Genomic DNA, 19832 nt, shown 5'->3' on the forward strand with positions numbered 1-19832 from the left:
CATGAATATACTGATAACCCGACCACACGGAAAAGGTGACGCTTTGGCCCAGCAGCTTCAGCAGGCGGGTTATCAAGCGACTTTATTTCCGGTGTTAAAGCTTGATTACTTAACCCCTAATCAAACTCAACTCACCCCTTTATTGAATGCTGATAAAATTGTGTTTATTTCACAAGACTCAGTAAAAGCGTTACTTGAATTAAAGCCTAACATTAACACCAAAGCACAGTTTTATGCGGTAGGACAGCAAACCGCCGATGCGGTTTGGGATGCTTTTGGCGTGCGTGCTGCACTACCAAAACAGCATGACTCAGAAAGTTTATTAGCACTAGAATCGTTGCAACAAGTTGATAGTCAAAATATTGTATTGGTTAAAGGTAAAGGCGGCCGCACAGTTATTGCCGGTACCCTTAAAGAGCGTGGCGCATTTTTAAATAGCGTGGTGGTTTATGAGCGTACTGCTGTAGATACGCATTCGCAAAAGTGGTTAGACCATTGGCAAAATATAAATGTTAGCGGTATAGTTATTACCAGTAATGCGGCGGTTGACGTGATATTTCGCGATTTACCCCAAGCCCAACTAGACTGGTTATTACAGTGTCAGTTTTATGTGGCGAGCCAGCGAATTGGTGAGCATCTTGAATCGCAAAGCATTAAAAAGACTAATATACACATTGCTGCAGGGGCAAGCGATAGCGCTTTGTTTTCCTGCATCGATAAGCAAGGTAGCATTATGAGCGAAGATCCTAAAGTAACCAGTAAGCCTGAACCGCAAAGCACGGCTGATAAAAAAGCAACCGCTGCAGAAACTAAAAAAGCTTCATCGACGAGTGCTGCTTCAGCGAATAAAAAAGATAATACCATGCACAAAAACCAAAAAGCGGGTGTCAGTAAAACGGGTAGTTTAGCGTTATTAATTTCGTTAATTGTGGCATCGGGGGTGGGCTATCAATTTTATCAAAAGCTCAATACCGAACAACAAGGTGCTAGCGTTATTGCCAAATTAAATGCCGATAACGATATGCTTAATAAAGAGTTACAAGCATTAAAATCGAGACAACAAGAGGTGCAGCAGGCTTTATCTCAAAGCGAGAAAAAAGTCATGAACGCACTTAGCGATAGTGAGGAAAAAACCGCAGAGCAATTACAAAGTGCTTTGCAGCGTGCAGAGCAGCAAACGTATAGCCTAAACCCAAAAGAAGTGACCAGCTTACAGCGTATGGCTGAATTTAAACTTTGGGCAGAAAAAGACTACCAAGGGGCTATTGCTGTATTAAACCGTTTAGATGCCTTATTGGCTGAACACCCCGGTACTGGTGCTATTCGCCAAGCAATCCATCAAGACTTACAGTCACTTAATAGTGTCCATAAAGTGCCAGTTGAAGCGATTTACTTAAAGTTACATGGCCTAACTACGCAATTAGACGAGCTTGCTTTTAATGCTGTGGCATTACCCAGCGAAGCCGGTGATGAGGAGCCGCAAGTTCTAAGCAATGACGTGAATGACTGGCAGCAAAACCTAGCTAAAAGTTGGGAACAATTAATGGATGGCTTTATCAAAATTCGCCAGCGTGAAGATATTGCTATTGAGCCATTATTAACTGAACAAGAACGTCATTTAATAAAACAGCGATTGAGCTTGTATTTATCACAAGCGCAAGATGCTTTATTAACTGGCCAAGCTAGTGTTTATTACACCGCAATAGATCAAGCGCAAAGTTTAGTTGAAGATTATTTCAAACAAGGTGATGCCCTTACAAAAAGTACACTTAAATCGCTGATAGCGTTAAGTAAAGAGCAACTGAATTTTAATACAGAAATTACCTTACAAAGTACAGAGAAGGTCAAGGAGTGGGCACAATGATCCGCTTGATCTTGGTTATTTTAGCTATCGCTGTGTTATTGGCGGTGGCACCTATGTTAATCGGCGAAACCGGCTATGTGTTAATTTCATTTAACAAAACGACTATAGAAGGTTCGATTGTTGCTTTTTGCGCAGTGATATTATTCGCAGGCATGGCGGCATACTTAATATATAAATTAGTACGTTATTTATGGTCTTTATATAGCAATACTCGCCACCGTTTTTTTGCCCGTAGTGAAGAGCGTAAACAACGAGCTATTGAAGAAGGTGTGTGGAGTTTAATTAATGGTGATAGTAAACAGCTTGAGTTAGCACTTGAAAAAAACACCGTGAATAAGCAGTGGCAAGATGTACGTTATGCGCTTTTAGCGCAGGCAGCACTACAGCAACAGAAAACAAATAAAGCTTTAGGTTGGCTGGACAAGATAAGTCCAAGAAATCAATTAAAAGCAGCCAAATTATGGCTTGCAAGTGGCGATTGCAGCACAATTACAGGTGAATTAAAAGCACTTGCAGAGTCAAAGCATGCCAGTACTTTAGAGTTAAAACTATATGCTGAGGTATTAGTAAAGCAGCAAAAGTGGTCTGCACTTGAATCTTTTATGCCACGTTTAGTACAAAAAAATGTACTGTCAGAGGCAAATTGGAAAGTGCTATTTAATGCTTATTTTGCAGCGCAAAGTGAGACAGCGTTAACAGATAAATACAACGGGCTAAGTAAAAAGGTTAAGCCTCTTGCTGAGCAAAGTTACCTGATAGCTATGGCGCAAGCAGGCATGTTGAACAAAATTGAACTAGTACTTGTAAAAATGTTAAAAACCTCTGATAAGCAACAAAAACTGGCTGAAATATTAAAGCTATCGGCCTCGGGTGATGCATTAAAATTGCAAGCAAAAATTCAGGATGAACTTAAAAAAGACCCGGATAATGAAACGTTGTTATTAAGTTTGGCATGTCTTGCTAATGCCCATGGTGAGTATGATTTAGCCTCACGGGTATTCGATAAAGCTTTAACATCATACAACCGCGCTGAATACTTAACTCAAGCACAATTAAGTTATAGTAAAAGCGCACAACCAGAAAAGGCATTAGCGCTGTATTTGTAGGTAACTCAAAGCTTATAAAAGAAGTTGATCCAGTTTAAAGGTTTTAGTGGCGCTCACGTTTTAGCTTTTTTGTTATTTTTATTGGGTTTTTAGTAATGTGTTCTTGGCTATTGATCGTTTTCAGTTGTATTGTGGCTGCTTTTAGCTATACATAAATGCGTATACCGTCGCGACTTATTTATCACGTTAAAGCAGACATATGACCTCAAAAATGTGCACTAAACCAGCTAAGCTTGAATTACCTATTTAAGTGCGTATGATTCGCGAAAATTCAACTGAGACCTAATTATGATCAATAAAAAACTTCCCTTGCTTGATATTCATCGTCACTTAGATGGCAACGTTCGTGCACAAACTATTTTAGAACTTGGTCGCCAGTTTAATTTAAAGTTACCCGCTGAGAACGTCGAGGCATTAATTCCCCATGTTCAAGTGATTGATCCTGAGCCAAACTTAATGGCGTTTTTGCAAAAGCTTGATTGGGGCGTCAAAGTGCTCGGCGATTACGATGCCTGTCGTCGTATCGCTATTGAAAATGTTGAAGATGCTGTTGCGCAAGGGCTCGACTATGTTGAGCTGCGTTTTAGTCCTTATTACATGGCACAAAGCCAGGGATTACATCCGCAAGGCGTCGTTGAAGCCGTTATTGATGGTGTAAAAAGTGCTAGCCAGGGGAGTCCTTTAAAAACCAATTTAATCGGTATTTTATCGCGCACTTACGGTACTAAAATTTGTCAGCAAGAATTAGAGGCGTTGCTGGCGTTTAAAAACGACTTAGTCGCAGTTGATTTAGCCGGAGATGAAATTGGTTTTCCGGGGGAGTTATTTGTTGAGCACTTTAAACAAGTACGTGATGCGTATTTAGGTGCGACGATTCATGCAGGTGAAGCGCTTGGCGCACAAAGTATTTGGCAAGCAATTAATGAGCTTGGTGCAAACCGTATTGGCCATGGCGTTAAAGCAATTGAAGATGCTAAATTAATGGACTATTTGCGCGATAAAAAAATAGGAATTGAGTCGTGCTTAACCAGTAATATTCAAACCAGCACCATCGCCAGTTTAGACATACACCCGCTAAAGCGCTTTTTAGATCATGGTATTTTAGCGTGTATTAATACCGACGATCCTGCGGTTGAAGGTATTGAAATAGCGCATGAATATAGTGTTGCAGCGCCTGCTGCGGGTTTAACTCAATCCGATATGGGCAAAGCCCAAGCTAATGCATTGGAAATTGCTTATTTAAGCGAAACTGAAAAACAGCAACTTAAAGCGCTGGCAGCCGCACGGTAGTTAGTATATTAAGGTGTAAGCAGCTTGGCTTACACCTTATGTTCTTGGCACGATAAGTAATTATTAAACATCGCTTTTAAAATATCGCTTCGGCCAATCATGCCAACTACGGTTGTGCCCTCAACTACAGGGTAGTTTTTCGGTTTACCGGTTTTCATTTTCTCGGCCAGCTCAATAATATTAGTATCACCAGTAACTGTCACGACTTCGGTTTGCATTAGCTGCGATACTTTTACCACGCCATCACAAAAATAACTGCTTTGCATGAGTGGTTTTAACAATTCTTGCTCTGAAATAAAGCCGACTAAGCATTTACTGTCATCAAATACTGGCGCACCGAGCAATTTAAATTTTTGTAATTCGCTAATGGCGGTCGTCATTTCTGTATTAGGGGTAATGTGAGGCAACTTACGCTGCATTACATCGCTTACTTTGGTATTTAGCATCAGGATACCTCTTAGTTATCTGTTAAACTAAGTATGGTTAATGATTGCGGTTTTGTGAAATTGTTTATATGGATTAGTTTGATAGATTTAAACAATGTGACCTCATTGCCAGCCTATCTTCATTAAACTGGCAATGTAGCGCTAGAGATAGGTTGTCTGGGGATTTATTTTATAAACGCAAATGCATCTGCATACATGTTTTCGCGTATTGCGCCGTGAGTGATAAAGTCATCGCGTACGATGCCAATCATATCAAAACGACCTGCCATATAAATATCATACGGTTCAAGAGAAACAATATCATTCATTATTGCTTTATGAACATAGCCGGTATGGCCCGTCCAGTTATCTGATGGGTTTTCGACTACCGGAATAAACTTAAAGTTGTCGCGACTGTCAGCCCATGCTTTCATTTCTGTATGAGCATAAAGTGCTGACTCTTCACGTACCCCCCAGTAAAATAATACTGGGCGGTCACAACCAATTTCACTTAAATGATCAGCCATTGATTTCGCATACGAAAAGCCAGTACCACCGGCAAGTAAAATAATAGGGCGTTCGCACTGCAAACGCAGCTGTGAAATACCTAAGCCAGCTTCAATATCGACAAGCTTATTGTTTGCATGGGCTTGGCGTAAATGTTCGAGAGTTTGCATCGCATATGAATCAGCAGCAGAAGCACCAATATGTAATTCAAGTTCATTACATTGTGACGGGCGACTGGCAATAGAGAACGCACGCTTGTCTTTTTCAGCTAATACCACTAGCAAGTATTGACCAGCTTCAAAGGTAACGCTTTGTGCTGGTTTTAAAATTACTTTGTGAACAAATTCAGTTAAAGGGCTGATCGATACAACTTCAGCGTGTAATGTTTGCATGTTTTACCTTTTATTACTTTTTATTGCAGTTATGCTCTCGAGTTAGTCGATTCTAGCATATCTACATAGGGAGTTTATAGCTTGTTTATTGCTCATACATATACCCAAGCCAGCTCAAGATGCGAGTTTCAATTGGAATTAAAAGCGATTTAGGCAAGGGCATTGATGCAAGTAATGGTTATTCCCTTGGTAAAATCAATAACGCAGTATAAATCGCTTTTAAACCAACCCGTTGGGCATTTCACAGGCACTTACTCTCATCGTTGTTACTTCTTAAAAGGGACTGCCATTATTGCAAAGTAACGCCTTGATATTAAGCCCCTGTGAAACGCTGAATTCTGCATCTTGAGGTGGTTTGGGTACATAAGTAAATTAAAGAATATCCAAGCTATCCCAGAGTTCATCAACACGGTCTTTAGTGGCCTTATCCATAATGATAGGCTCGCCCCATTCACGATCAGTTTCGCCCGCCCATTTATTGGTTGCATCCATGCCCATTTTTGAGCCGAGTCCTGAAACCGGTGATGCGAAGTCTAAATAATCAATCGGGGTGTTTTCAACGAGCGTGGTATCACGAGCGGGATCCATACGTGTGGTAATAGCCCAGATCACATCATTCCAATCACGTGCATCAATGTCGTCGTCGCAAACAATGACAAACTTGGTATACATAAACTGACGTAAGAAAGACCATACTCCCATCATCACCCGTTTGGCGTGTCCCGGGTATTGTTTTTTCATTGTTACTACGGCCATGCGGTAAGAGCAGCCTTCTGGCGGTAAGTAAAAATCAACAATTTCAGGAAACTGCTTTTGTAGAATCGGAACGAACACTTCGTTAAGTGCAACACCTAATACTGCCGGCTCATCAGGTGGGCGGCCAGTAAAAGTACTGTGATAAATCGGATCTTTTCGGTGAGTAATATGCGTCACAGTCATGACTGGAAAATCGTCAACTTCATTATAGTAACCAGTGTGATCGCCATAGGGACCTTCAGGTGCCGTTTCGCCAGGGATAATATGCCCTTCGAGCACAATTTCTGCGCTGGCAGGTACTTGTAATTCGTTAGAGACTGACTTAACCACTTCAGTTTTGCTACCGCGCAAAAGGCCTGCAAAGGCATATTCACTTAGGGTATCAGGCACTGGCGTGACTGCACCAAGGATAGTGGCAGGATCAGCACCCAATGCTACCGACACCGGATATGGCTGGTCAGGGTTCTCCTTGCACCATTCTTGAAAATCAAGCGCGCCCCCACGGTGTGATAGCCAGCGCATAATAATTTTATTTTTACCGAGTAATTGTTGACGATAGATTCCTAAATTCTGACGTTTTTTATAAGGTCCTTTAGTGACAGTTAAGCCCCATGTGATAAGTGGTGCTGCATCGCCTGGCCAGCAATGTTGAATAGGAAATTTTGTTAAATCAACGTCTTCACCTTCAATGATCACTTGTTGGCACGGCGCTTTTTTTACTTCTTTGGCAGGCATATTAAGGACTTGTTTAAAGACAGGAATTTGTCCAAAAGCTTCTTTAATACCCTTTGGTGGCTCTGGTTCTTTTAAAAATGCTAATAGCTTGCCGACTTCACGTAGTTCACTTACATCCTCTTGACCCATGCCCATGGCAACACGCTTGGGTGTACCAAATAAGTTGGCAAGCACAGGGACATCATAACCCTTAGGATTTTCAAATAGTAAAGCGGGACCTTTAGCGCGTAAAGTGCGATCGGCTATTTCAGTCATTTCTAAATAAGGGTCAATTTCTTGGTGAATGCGTTTAAGTTCACCTCTTTTTTCGAGTAAGTCGATAAAATCGCGTAGATCTTTATATTTCATTGTCGGCCGCTTTAAACTGAAAAATACTAAAAACATTATACCTTGAATTCAAGTATTAAGTGCAATCATTATGCAGCCACCAGAACTTCTGATTGCCCCGTAAATAATTCATGAGGGGTTTTATACCCTCTTGTTTTTCTTGGCCGATGGTTGAGCTTATCAACTGCCGCCTGTATCTCTGCTTCACTTAGCGCCATAAAGTCAGTTCCCTTGGGGAAGAAGCGTCTAAGTAAGCCGTTGGTATTCTCATTTATGCCCCGCTCCCATGATGAATAGGGATGAGCGAAATACACATCAGCTTCTAATTTTTGTGCAACATGCTCATGGTGAGCAAACTCTTTTCCATTATCTAACGTCACGGTAATAACCTTACCTTTATATGGTGTCATACACGTGATCAGCGCATCGGCTGTTATTTTCGCATGCTTGCTTTCAATTCTGTGAACGACTGTATATAACGTTTTACGTTCAACCATTGTGACAAGCGCATTTTTACGCCCTTTACCTATCACTGTATCGCCCTCCCAATCACCAATCCTAGACTTTGAATCCACAATACTTGGGCGTTCATCAATGCTGACTCGATTAACTATCTGTCCACGTTTATCATAGCTTCCATAGCGTTTTTTATACTTTTTACATGCACGAGTGAGTGTCTTATGTAGCTTGCCACCACGAGCCTTGTCTCTGTAAATATATTGATAAATTGTTTCATGATGTAAAACGACCTGTTTCTCTAAAGCTAAGCGGCCTGCCACTTGCTCAGGGGAAAGTCCGTCATGCAACAATTTATTAATCCAGTGAGTGACGTCCTCTGTTAACTTACTTGCTTTGAAAGATGACTTACGTCTTTGTTCAGCAAAGTTATTGGCTTGGTTAGGCCGATAGCCTTTAAGTCCTTTATTGCGTTTTAGCTCTCTAGAAATAGATGACGGTGAACGAGTTAGTTCTTCAGCTATCTGCTTTTGGTTATTTCCTGCTTTTATTAACGCGTAAATCTGGTATCTTTCTTCTTGTGTCAGCTGTTTATATTTCATTAAAGCAATTTCCTTTGGCGAGAAAATGGCCGAATTATAACAGCTGGCCATCTAATCTGAGAAATTGCACTTATTATCCGAATTTAGGTACCCAATAAAGCGCACTAAGCGAACTAAAGCCACTTTTGCGAAATTGGCTGTTAAAGTAGTGAGGTCGTTTTTTATCGAATATTTAGGTTATGGTTTTTATTACATTATTAAGTACATAGGCTATAGTTTACGGCAGGTGTGTAAAATGAGTTTTTAATTAATGGGTGGGGTTATTATAAAAGCAGTGCTTAACATGGTTGTATTTTTCGCACTTGTAATGCCTATAAGCCAGGTATTTGCTGTAGATACTCTAGGACACATAATTGACGAGCAAATTTTTGCTCAGCACAGTGCTGTAATGTTAGTTGTTGAACCGCAAACGGGGGAAATTGTATTTGCTAATAAAGCGGCAGCTAAGTTTTATGGTTATAGCATTTCTCAACTGCAAGTAATGCAGATTCAGCAAATCAATATTTTTACTGAGCAGCAAGTCGCACAGGAGCGCCAAGCCGCATTAAGCAAAGGACAAAATTACTTTGTTTTTAAACACCGTTTAGCCAGTGGTAAAACCCGTACCGTGAGTGTTTATTCAGCTCCTTTTAAGCTTAATAACAGGCGCTTACTCTTCTCTATTATTTATGATATCTCATCTCAGCGCAGCTTAGAAAAAGAGTTGTGGCACTACCAGGAAAACCTCGAAGAGTTGGTTGCAAGCCAAACCGAAGAAATAGAAAATAAACGTGCTGATCAATTTTCATTATCTCTTATATCAATAGCTTTGTTGCTTATTATGCTGGTTATTCTGGCTATTTTAGCGGCTCGTTTGCGTGCTGCTAAAAAGTCAGCGCAAGAAGACAGTGCCACCTTAAAAGCTATTTTTAATGGTATTGATGATTTACTTATTTTTACAAACACTGAGCATACTATTTTAGCGGCTAATACTATGGCTGTACAAAAACTAACTACAGGGAATGGGCTTAAAGGTAAAAATATTTATTCATACATGGAGGCCTTACCACAGAACACCACCATTGATAGTGAATGTCAGTTTAATGGAGCTGAGCAAGCCTTTTGGGGTGAGGTGCGTATAACCGCGGTAACAGATGAAAGTAAGAAACAAGTAGGTGAAATATACTTAATTCGTGATATCACTGAAAAATTAGAAACACGTCAACAACAGCGTCTTGCTAGCACCGTATTTTCAACCACCAATGAAGGCATTTTGGTTTGCAACAGTGACAATAAAATTCAAGCTATTAATGCTGCGTTTACCCATATAACAGGTTATCAAGAGCGTGATGTGCTTGGAGAAACCCCCGCAATATTAAATTCTGGTCGTCACAAATCCTCATTTTTTACAGCGCTTTATGCGCAATTAAGTAAGACAGGGCATTGGGAAGGTGAAATATGGAATCGTTATAAAGATGGCCGCATTTATCCGTGTTGGTTGAATATTTCGGTAGTTTTTGATGAGGAAAAACAAATAGAAGTGTATGTGGCATTGTTTAACGATATTTCGCTGCGTAAAGAAAACGAACAAGAAATGTGGTTACAAACTAACTTTGATAACCTAACTGGTCTTGCTAATCGCTACCACTATAACAGTAAGCTCGATCAAGAGATGATTCGTGCAAACGCTGATAACAAACGCCTCGCAATTTGTTTTATTGATTTAGACCGTTTTAAAAGTGTGAATGACACCTTAGGGCATAACAGTGGAGATATACTTTTACTTGAGACGGCAAAAAGGCTTAAGGCCTGCATGCGCAGTCGGGATGTAATTGCGCGCTTTGGTGGGGATGAATTTGCTTTACTACTGCCAGGTATTAATACACTTAGTGATATTGAACAGTTAGCGAAAAAAGCACTAAAAGCACTTAGCTCTGCATTTCAAATTGGTGAACAAGAGGTATTTGTATCGGGGAGTATGGGGATCACCATTTATCCTGATGATAGTACCGAACGAAAAATATTATTACGAAATGCAGACAGTGCTATGTATAAAGCAAAAGAGCAAGGTCGTAATTGCTATGAGTTTTTCACTCGGGGTCTGCATGAACAGGCAACGGCTCGTAGTAAGTTAGAAAATGCCTTACATAAAGCACTGAGCAATAATGAGCTTATGGTTTATTTTCAACCTATTGTTAGTAACGACAAAAAGAAAGTTGGCTGTGAGGCTTTGTTGCGCTGGTATAATCCCGAGCTTGGTCACGTATCACCTGCTGAGTTTATTCCGATTTGTGAAGACTTAGGACTTATTATTCCTATAGGAGAATGGGTGTTAAAAGAAGCATGCAGAGAAGCCGCTAAGTGGTGCGGCCAATTTGGTGAGCAATTTTTTGTAACGGTGAACCTATCAAGTGTGCAGTTTATTCGCCAAGATATTGCTCGATTAGTGAAAGAGGTGCTGCAAGAGTATAAGCTTTCTGCAGAGTGTTTAACTTTAGAAATCACCGAAACTTTACTAGCAGATAACAGCCCTAATACTTTGCAGCAATTAAAAGCGATACGTGCTTTAGGTGTTGGTCTTGCTATTGATGACTTTGGCACTGGGTATTCATCACTCAGTTATTTGAAACGCTTTCCGTTAAACAAGTTAAAGATAGACCGTGAATTTGTTAAAGATTTACCAAACAATAATGAAGATTGCGCGATGGTGAGCGCGATTATTTCTTTGGCTAGTAACTTACGCCTTGAGGTTGTTGCTGAAGGCGTGGAAACGTCGGCGCAGAGAACTTATTTATCATCCCTAAACTGTGACTATATTCAAGGCTTTTTATACAGTAAGCCGCTACCAGCGGATGAGTTTGATAAATACATAAAAGGATTTATTGAACAACAAGGTAGTGGCTAACTTCGATTTTAGTTATGCACTTGCTATCCGAGTCCAAGGCTTAAATTTATTGCTTTACTGTAAGTTACAGGTTTGTTTATTACCCTCAATAATCAACATTGCTTCGCTACCCTTACTCCAAAATAAAGCATTATCATTACTATACTTCACACCTGATGCGCCTTTTTTCTTCGTTAATTGGTACTCTTTTTGGTTATATTTTAGCGTGGCGCTTTTATTATCAATACTGGTAAGTGTTGCGGTTAACTGGTTATCACACGCAAATGTTTGGGTTTGTGGTTGTTCGGTACATGCGCTAATTCCAAATACGCCAAGTGCGATTAATAGTGTTTTATACATAATAAAGTACCTTTGTTTATCCTATTTTTTAACTAGCATAGCAAATCAAAATTAACCGTTGGTGAAAGTTATAAGTTAAGCTATTTTATATTATCGATAAAACCTATTGGGAGGAATGTCATGGCAGGTACAAACCTTTTAACTTTACTGGATGATATTACCACCTTACTTGATGATATTGCGACCATGAGTAAAGTCGCTACGAAGAAAACCGCAGGCGTGCTTGGAGATGATTTAGCATTGAATGCACAGCAAGTGACAGGAGTTAGTGCTGATCGAGAGTTACCAGTGGTTTGGGCGGTTGCTAAAGGATCTTTTTTAAATAAAACCATATTAGTACCCGCCGCACTATTGATTAGTGTGTGGCTGCCTTGGTTGATAAGCCCGTTATTAATGATGGGTGGATTGTTTTTATGTTTTGAAGGAGCAGAAAAGCTCGTTGAAAAGTTTTTACCACACCCAGAGCAAACACAGTCATTGGCTGCGGAGCTAAGCTTAGCTGAATATGAAAAACAAAAAGTAAAAGGCGCAATCCGTACCGACTTTATTCTGTCAGCAGAGATTATTGTTATCACCTTGGGCACGGTTGTAGGCGCGACACTCGTTAACCAAGCATTGGTACTGAGTGTAATAGCTATCATCATGACCATTGGTGTTTATGGCTTAGTTGCGGGGATTGTTAAGCTCGATGATGCTGGGTTATATCTAGCTAATAAAGCGCAGCAAACAGGTAGTCGTTTTCAGGAAGTTATAGGTAAAGGGTTATTGGCTGCAGCGCCTAAGTTAATGGCTTTTTTAGCTTTTGCAGGGACTGTGGCTATGTTTTTAGTGGGGGGCGGTATTTTAGTACATGGTATTAATGTACTGCATCATGCTCAGCAAAGTGTCAGTAGCTATGCATTAACGCATCTTGGTACGGTTGGTGAAACTATTTCGCCGCTAATTTTTAACGGTTCACTCGGTGTATTAGCTGGAGCGATTGTGGTGTTAATGCATCATGCTTGGGCGATCTTTAAAAGAAAAAAACCGACAAAGTAACTTTGCCGGTAAAGATTAGCATGGGAAATGAGCTTCAACTGAGTTGAGATTAATGGTCGTGATCTTCATGTTCTGAATCACTTGCAATACCTAGCCAAGTAATTTGATTTGGCACGAAATCAAGCGTTAAAATAGTCTCTGAGGTTTGTTCATGTGTGTCTACACTGATTACGCTTTGATTGCTATTATCACTGATGTAAAGCGTATCGTCTGCCGCTGAAGCGGTCATGCTGTAGCTTGCTGATGGTTGTTCAGCAACTTGAAAACGAGCACTTACCTGCCAGCCATCTTCTGCTGATAAAACTGACAGCATGCCGTCACTTTCTAATACATAAAACTCACCACTGACGGCATCAAGTGTACTAGCAAGTATGGTGTTATTAGTATCTTGTTGCCAATCGAGCTGTGACATTAGGTTGTTTTCAGCATCGATGGTGTAAAATAAAGTACTTTGAGCAATACCTAAAAATAGCTCACTGTGCTCACTACCTTGGATAGAGGCAATCTGTGCGCCTTCAGCAAAACTGTCAAGGTTAGCTACTTTTAGAGCACTAAAACTCTCATCCACTTGAGTGACTACCAACACGCCGTCATCACAACCAAATGCAATATGTTCATGGTTTTGAGCACTACCATGTAGAGATGGGCAGTCCACTTCAAAACGTTGCTCTTGATGATAGTGATCACCATGAACATGTAGCTGCTCTACGTAGTTTGGAAGTACACTTACAGTGTTATCACTTCTAAATGTAGTGATCACTGAATCGCCGCGCACTTGAGCTGTGCCATGCATAGCATTATCAAATGTATGGCGTGCTAGTACTTGGCCTTCTTCAATTGATTCATCAGTTAATATTGCAAAACTAGCTGGAATACCGCTATCTATATTGCCATCAAAAAATAGGGCCGCTTGCTCTTCACTAACATCAAAATGTGTCGGTTTTTCATCAGTTAGCGCAAAGCCAGACAAGGTAGGAGCTTGTTGGTAGTCATGTAAGTGATCATCATGCTCTTCACTAAATAACCCACCATCAATAAACTCTACATAGTTATCATCACGCTGAATTGCGACCGCATAACGGTAACCTGGAGTTGTAAACAAGCCACTAACAGTATTTACGGTATTGAACATTTCTAATAGTTGGTTTTCTTCCGTATCATAAATTGACACATTGGCAGTATCGGTGTGGCTTATAGCGAGCCGACCTTTTGAAGTGAGCTCTACATGATCGTGCTCAGTATCTTCGGAGCCTTGTTGGTTATTTTGTGCAGCTAAATCATCAATTTCACTGTTACATGCGCACAGTAGTGCAATTGATGAAGCAAGTAGAGTCATTTTTAAATGTTGAAAATTCAAAGTCATAAGTGTTAATAGTTTTGTTATAATATATCAGTAATGTTATATTGTAACCAGTTATGTGTAAATAGTGATGCTATAAATTTATTTTATTGCTATTTCGAGTTGTTATCTTAGTTATGGGTCTTGGATTTAAAAGTTTAGTAAAAATTCAGCTTAATTCAGCTTATAGTCAAGTAAGCTATCCGCAAGTTAAAAGTCGCATAGTAACAGCATAGCCAAATTAACTATAGTAAACCTATGGAATACCCCATAGTGATAGTTATTCAAGTTAGGGTTAAATGACTAAATATAAAAAGCGGCTATTATTTTTTAGTGGGTAGTGTTTGCCCTAACAATAAGGGCAAACCAAGCTGGAAATTATAAGTAAATATGTTTACTTACTCACTGACAGGTTTTGCTTTCATAGTGGTTTTAGCATCCGCAGCCATAAAAGCGAATACTGCGTAAGTCGCTGTATTTTGCTTAAGCTTTTTAGGATCTACTTTATCTAAAGTATCGTCAGCGGTGTGATGATAATCGAAGTAGTCAGTCCCATCTTGATGTAAGTCGAAAATAGCAGCGCCGGCAGTGCTTCTAAGCGGTATTAAATCAGGGCCGCCACGAGCTGCATTTTTACCAATATATTCAACATCAAGTGGTGCAAGTTGCTCTGCGATAGCGCGCACTACAGGTAAAGACTCAGCTGTTACATTTGATTCAAAACCATACACTACATCAGCACCAAAATCAGACTCGGCAGCCGCAACAATATTATCTAAATCATTTTGGTGTTTTTTAAAGTACGCTTTAGCGCCCCATAAACCAAGTTCTTCTGCGGCAAATAACACGACACGGATACTGCGTTTAGGGCGTTTTATTTCGCTAATGTGTTTAGCGGCCGCCATTGTTAAAGCAACGCCTGCGCCATCATCGAGTGCGCCTGTGCCTAAGTCCCATGAATCAAGGTGACCACCAATTAGCACATATTGTTCAGGGTTTTCGGTGCCATTAAATTGGCCAATCACGTTATAGCCTTTCCCTTGGCCTAAATCTTCGGTTTGTACGTTAATATTAACCTTTACGTTTTCACCTAGTGCGATTAGTCGAGCAATTTGGTCTGCATCAGGGTTGGCAATAGTAACATTAGGTATTTTAGTTACGCCGTCTTTGTAATGACTACCACCGGTGTGAGCAAAGCGGTGATGAGCTGTACTTACCGAGCGCATCATATAAGCTATTGCGCCTTTTTTAGCGGCTTCTACAGAGCCTGTTGAGCGTGCACGTACCGCAGGCCCATAACCGTTGCCATCAATATGACGATTCATACGGTAATTTATGTAGGCAATCTTGCCTTTTAAGCTGTTAGCAGGGGCGGCGATAAGCTCATCTAGCGTTTCAAATAAGACGACTTCAGCAGTGATCCCGTCTTTAGGTGTGCTTACGCTATGACCTAATGCCGTTAAGTGCAGGGGTTGCTTGCTAGGCGTTAAAATTTTGCCACTTTCGCTATAACGGCGCCACTCTGGAAAAGTAGCTTCTTCAAGCCATATCTTATCAAAGCTAAGTTCTTTAAATTGTGCTTTTGCCCAAGCGACCGCTTTTTTATCGTTTTCAGTACCTGGTAAACGAGGGCCTACTTTAGTTGTCAGAGACTCAAGTAATTGGTAGCTTAAATCGCTGTTACTGGCGTTGGTTCGAAGCTCAGCGACTTGTTGTAATTGTTTTGCGCTAAATTCAGGTTCTGCGGCGCTGGCAAAAAAACTACTGGTTAGTAGCAATCCAGTGATGATCTTTTTCATGGTTGACCTTGGCTTGTTAGAAATTAACGACTATTTAATCATTAATTACAACTTAGTAAAAATAGAATGCGACAAAAAAGCCCGCATTATTAATGCAGGCTTTGGATGGGTATTTAGGTTAGTTAAGCTTTAGAAGTTAAATTGTGCCGCTAAACGTAAGTTAGTGCCTTCGCCAACTGTTACGTTGTTAGTACCGCCACCGCCAAGGTAGTTAGTATCAAACAAGTTTTCAACATTAAGACGTAAGTTAATATCAGTATTGCTCATAATAAACTTATACGTTGCACCTACATCTACACGTGTGTACGCATCTTTAGTAATGGTGTTATCACTATCAGCAAAACGCTCACCTTCGTAAAATGCACCTGCGTTTAATGCAATTACGTCGTTTAATTCGTAACGAGTCCATAGTGATGCAGACCATTTAGGGGCATCGGTAGGGCGCTTACCTTCAAACTCTTCATCACGTTCAAAATTAGCGTCTAGGTACATAGTTGATGCCATAACAAATAAGCGGTCAGTAGCGGCACCTTGTGCGCTTAGCTCAAAACCTTTATGGCGTTGTTCGCCTACTTGGGTTGTTTTAGTTGTAATTGAACCCATAGGTACTTCAAGTTGTTCAGTGACCAAGGTTCCATTTTTACTGATATCGAAAACTGCACCACTGAGCATTAAACGCTCATCAAATAGCTGCCATTTAATACCAAGTTCTCTTTGTTCTGAGGTAACAGCATCTATTTTCATACCGAAGTTGATATCTTCTTCGTCAGTAATCGTTTCTTTTTGTGGCTCAAAGCCTTCGGTATAGCTGGCATAAATAGTTGCAGATGCATGTGGATGATAAAGTACGCCGACTTTAGGTACGAACGATTCGCTATTGCTGTTTTCTTTACTTTGTTTATCGTAACGACCACCTAGCGATAGTTGCCATTCTGGTGAGAATGAAATTAAATCTTGGATATAAATCCCGTAGTAGTCGTAAGCAGATGATTTAATTGTGTCGTCCGTTTTGTAGCTTATATTAGGACGTTCAGGTTCGTTTTGCCCAGCCGTGTAATCGAAATGATATGATGTGTTTTTACGATCTTCAGGCACTTTTAATTTGCCATAATAATAATCAAGCGAGTTAGCACCAATTAAAAGTTGATGCTGAATACCAGCTGTTGCAAATTCACCAATAAAGTCAACAAAGGCGGTTTTAAACTGCCAATCATCAAAACGATCGTAAGGTTCTGAGGTGTAGCTGTCGCCTTCAACAAATCCACTTGGCATACTTGGCGCAGACTCAAAACGTTGACGCTCAAATGTTTGCTCGTTGTAACCAAGTTTTACTTGCCAGTTTTCGGTTAAAAACACTTCTAGGTCAACACCTAGGTTTTCTACCGTTATATCTGTAAACGCCCAAGACATATCGCGAATTGTTTTATCGTCGCCAATTACATTGGCATTACTATCAATCCAGGCACCCGTATCTAAACCGGCTTCGTCATCTGTGCGGTCGTAATGTACGCGTACTAAGGCGTTATCGCTAATATCGTAATCAACAATTAATGCACCTAAAAAGCGATCGCGTTCACGGTTTTCACCATTTTGGTATTCACGCCAATAATCAACATCTTGCTTTACTAAAATACCGCGAGCACGTAAATCTTCAGCTTCAGTGAGTGCACCACCTGCATCAACCATAAAGCGAGTAGAGCCATGTTGATCTACATCTGCACTGGCATTAAACAATGTTTGCGCAGTTGGCTTTTTAGTCACCATGTTAACTAAGCCACCAGGACCTGATTGACCATATAAAATACTTGATGGTCCTTTAATAACTTCAACTTGTTGAAGTATTTCAATCGGTTGTTGATAGTGCGACCAATGCTGGTGGCCATCACGCAGGTAGCCGGTTGATGAACTTAACTTAAAACCACGTAAGTTAAATACTTCACGATTACGTTGCTTAGATCCTGGCGTTAAACTCGCATCGTTACTTAGTACTTCACCTAAGGTGGTTGCTAGTTGCTCATTTACAATTGTATCTGTAATAACAGTGACTGATTGTGCGGTATCGAGTAATGAGGTTGAGGTTCTCATTGCGCCAGTGGCGTTATCTACTTTGTAGTCGTTGAAGTAACTGCCTTTTACTTCAATGCGCTCTAGATTGTCATTGTTTTGCGCGGCTTGAGCCGAGGTGATTGTTGTAATAAGTGCAAGGTACAGCGGGCTTAATTTCATTATATGCTTCCATGTTGTATTGTTTGTACTTTAAATAGTGATGCAGATGTTAATGAAAATAAATGTCATTTTCAATAGCTTTCTGAGATTTGTTTTAATCATCGCCTCAGATGGTGGCTGTTTAGTTATTCTGCTATTATGCAGGTTATTAAAATTGAGGTGCAGACCTCATTAGCTTGTTTATTTTTTCAGGATTCATTGTGACCACAACTGCTTTTTCATCGTTATCTTTACCATCTGAACTTGTTGATAACTTATCAACGCTTGGCTACAGCCAAATGACACCGGTGCAAGCGCAAAGCTTACCGCCAGTCCTTGAAGGTAAAGATATTATTGCCCAAGCTAAAACAGGCTCAGGTAAAACTGCCGCATTTAGCTTAGGGGTGTTAGCTAAACTGAACGTAAAACGTTTTCGTATTCAGTCATTAGTTTTATGTCCAACTCGGGAGCTTGCCGAGCAAGTTGCCGTCGAAATGCGTAAATTAGCGCGCGGTATTCACAACATTAAAGTGCTTACTTTATGCGGTGGTGTTTCGATTGGCCCGCAAATTGGATCGCTTGAACATGGTGCACATATTATTGTTGGTACGCCTGGGCGTGTGGACGACCACATTCGTAAAGGCACATTGCGTTTAGATGATGTTGAAACATTAGTCCTTGATGAAGCTGACCAAATGCTCGATATGGGTTTTCAAGATACTTTGGATGCTATTATTGAGCGTATTCCAAAGCAGCGCCAAACGTTGTTATTCAGTGCGACTTTTCCAAGAGCGATTGAAGCCATTGCTAAGCGTGTGCTGAGTAATCCTGTCATAGTTAAAGTGGAAGAAGAACAAGAAAAAAGTACGATTAAGCAGTACTTTTATAAAATGGAAAATAATAAACAGCGCTTTAACACCTTAAAGTTATTGTTATTAAAATTTCAGCCAACTAGTTGTGTTGTGTTTTGTAATACCAAAGTTGAAACGCAACAAGTGTGCGATGATCTTGCTGATGAAGGGTTCAGCGCAGTGTCATTGCATGGTGATTTAGAGCAGCGAGATCGCGAACGTACACTTATTCATTTTGCTAATAAAAGCGCTTCTATTTTAGTGGCAACCGATGTTGCTGCCCGAGGCTTAGACATTGACGATATGGATATGGTGATTAACTATCACTTAGCTCACGACACACAAACTCACGTTCATCGTATTGGTCGAACAGGTCGCGCGGGTAAAAAAGGTATTGCCTGTTCAATTTACGGCGATGCGGAGCAGTTTAAAGTGGCGCAAATTGGTGATCACTACGAATGTGATTTTTTACCAGAACCTTTACCACCGTTCAACTTGCTTGAAAAGCCACCTTATAAACCAGAAATGGTGACATTGATGATTGACTCAGGCAAAAAGCAAAAAGTACGCGCAGGTGATATCTTAGGGGCATTAACCGGTAAGGATGGTATCGCGGGACGCCAAGTGGGTAAAATCAATGTACTAGATAACGTGGCTTTTGTTGCTGTTGAGCGTAATAGTTCAAAGCCTGCATTGCGTAAACTTACTGAAGGCAATATTAAGGGGCGTAAAATTCGCGCTCGTCGTTTAACGCGTTAAGTTAACTCTTAAAAAAGTTAACCTTTTACAGAGCAGCTTGACTTGAGTTGCTCATATTTACTTTTCAGTATTTTAAACCGTTCTTTGTTACCACTAGCCTTATCAGGGTGGTATTTAATCGCTAATTGTCGCCAGCGCTTTTGCACTTCTTTTATTGT

General features: G+C 40.4%; 15 protein-coding genes. 6 read left to right on the top strand and 9 right to left on the bottom strand.

Translation table 11 applies throughout. The annotated features are described in order from the left end of the window. Position 1: 1 nt before the first annotated feature. The 3 genes from ACT3S9_RS01115 (at position 2) to add (ending at position 4260) form a co-directional block, all read left to right on the top strand. A complete protein-coding gene (locus ACT3S9_RS01115) occupies positions 2-1864 on the top strand; it encodes a uroporphyrinogen-III C-methyltransferase (protein ID WP_441834055.1) in 1863 nt (620 codons plus the stop codon). Beyond that, entirely contained in the window at positions 1861-2970 is a 1110-nt protein-coding gene (locus tag ACT3S9_RS01120) for a heme biosynthesis HemY N-terminal domain-containing protein (protein WP_441834056.1), read from the top strand. The genes ACT3S9_RS01115 and ACT3S9_RS01120 overlap by 4 nt, the downstream gene beginning before the upstream one ends. Before the next feature lie 288 nt (positions 2971-3258). Further along, positions 3259-4260, top strand: coding sequence for an adenosine deaminase (gene add / locus ACT3S9_RS01125; RefSeq protein ID WP_441834057.1), 1002 nt, complete (start codon positions 3259-3261; stop codon positions 4258-4260). Between the two features lie 29 nt (positions 4261-4289). On the opposite strand, the gene ACT3S9_RS01130 is transcribed toward add, so the two are convergent. From ACT3S9_RS01130 to ACT3S9_RS01145, 4 genes are all read right to left on the bottom strand, one after another. Then, entirely contained in the window at positions 4290-4706 is a 417-nt protein-coding gene (locus ACT3S9_RS01130; RefSeq protein WP_441834058.1) for a CBS domain-containing protein, read from the bottom strand. Positions 4707-4870: 164 nt separating this feature from the next. Beyond that, complete coding sequence (gene fre / locus ACT3S9_RS01135) at positions 4871-5584, bottom strand: NAD(P)H-flavin reductase (protein WP_441834059.1); 714 nt, start codon at positions 5582-5584, stop codon at positions 4871-4873. 372 nt (positions 5585-5956) lie between these two features. After that, positions 5957-7423 (bottom strand): 4-hydroxy-3-polyprenylbenzoate decarboxylase, encoded by a 1467-nt coding sequence (gene ubiD, locus ACT3S9_RS01140; RefSeq protein WP_441834060.1) that lies wholly within the window; start codon positions 7421-7423, stop codon positions 5957-5959. 68 nt (positions 7424-7491) lie between these two features. After that, entirely contained in the window at positions 7492-8460 is a 969-nt protein-coding gene (locus tag ACT3S9_RS01145; RefSeq protein ID WP_086959932.1) for an IS30 family transposase, read from the bottom strand. 283 nt (positions 8461-8743) lie between these two features. On the opposite strand from ACT3S9_RS01145, the gene ACT3S9_RS01150 reads away from it, so the two are divergent. Next, positions 8744-11344, top strand: a complete 2601-nt coding sequence (locus tag ACT3S9_RS01150; RefSeq protein ID WP_441834061.1) for an EAL domain-containing protein — start codon at positions 8744-8746, stop codon at positions 11342-11344. Between the two features lie 54 nt (positions 11345-11398). On the opposite strand, the gene ACT3S9_RS01155 is transcribed toward ACT3S9_RS01150, so the two are convergent. Continuing rightward, positions 11399-11683 (bottom strand): MliC family protein, encoded by a 285-nt coding sequence (locus tag ACT3S9_RS01155; RefSeq protein ID WP_441834062.1) that lies wholly within the window; start codon positions 11681-11683, stop codon positions 11399-11401. Between the two features lie 120 nt (positions 11684-11803). On the opposite strand from ACT3S9_RS01155, the gene ACT3S9_RS01160 reads away from it, so the two are divergent. Then, positions 11804-12721: a DUF808 domain-containing protein gene (locus ACT3S9_RS01160; RefSeq protein ID WP_441834063.1), complete on the top strand. Its 918-nt coding sequence runs from the start codon at positions 11804-11806 to the stop codon at positions 12719-12721. A gap of 49 nt (positions 12722-12770) precedes the next feature. Here ACT3S9_RS01160 and ACT3S9_RS01165 read toward each other — a convergent pair whose 3' ends face one another. From ACT3S9_RS01165 to ACT3S9_RS01175, 3 genes are all read right to left on the bottom strand, one after another. Further along, a complete protein-coding gene (locus ACT3S9_RS01165) occupies positions 12771-14084 on the bottom strand; it encodes a hypothetical protein (protein ID WP_441993346.1) in 1314 nt (437 codons plus the stop codon). 374 nt (positions 14085-14458) lie between these two features. After that, the gene (locus tag ACT3S9_RS01170) at positions 14459-15859 is read right to left on the bottom strand and encodes a M20/M25/M40 family metallo-hydrolase (protein ID WP_441994482.1); all 1401 of its coding nucleotides are present in this window, start codon (positions 15857-15859) and stop codon (positions 14459-14461) included. 129 nt (positions 15860-15988) lie between these two features. Next, on the bottom strand, positions 15989-18085 hold the full coding sequence (locus ACT3S9_RS01175) for a TonB-dependent siderophore receptor (RefSeq protein ID WP_441994481.1): 2097 nt from the start codon (positions 18083-18085) through the stop codon (positions 15989-15991). Between the two features lie 200 nt (positions 18086-18285). Here ACT3S9_RS01175 and dbpA point away from each other — a divergent pair, with 200 nt between their 5' ends. Beyond that, positions 18286-19674 (top strand): ATP-dependent RNA helicase DbpA, encoded by a 1389-nt coding sequence (gene dbpA, locus ACT3S9_RS01180; protein ID WP_441994480.1) that lies wholly within the window; start codon positions 18286-18288, stop codon positions 19672-19674. 17 nt (positions 19675-19691) lie between these two features. Here the strand turns inward: dbpA and ACT3S9_RS01185 are convergent, their stop codons facing one another. Then, positions 19692-19820, bottom strand: coding sequence for a DnaJ domain-containing protein (locus tag ACT3S9_RS01185; RefSeq protein WP_441993139.1), 129 nt, complete (start codon positions 19818-19820; stop codon positions 19692-19694). Positions 19821-19832 lie beyond the last annotated feature (12 nt).

The sequence above is a fragment of the Pseudoalteromonas sp. AOP31-A2-14 genome, from assembly GCF_052378035.1.
GTDB lineage: Bacteria > Pseudomonadota > Gammaproteobacteria > Enterobacterales > Alteromonadaceae > Pseudoalteromonas.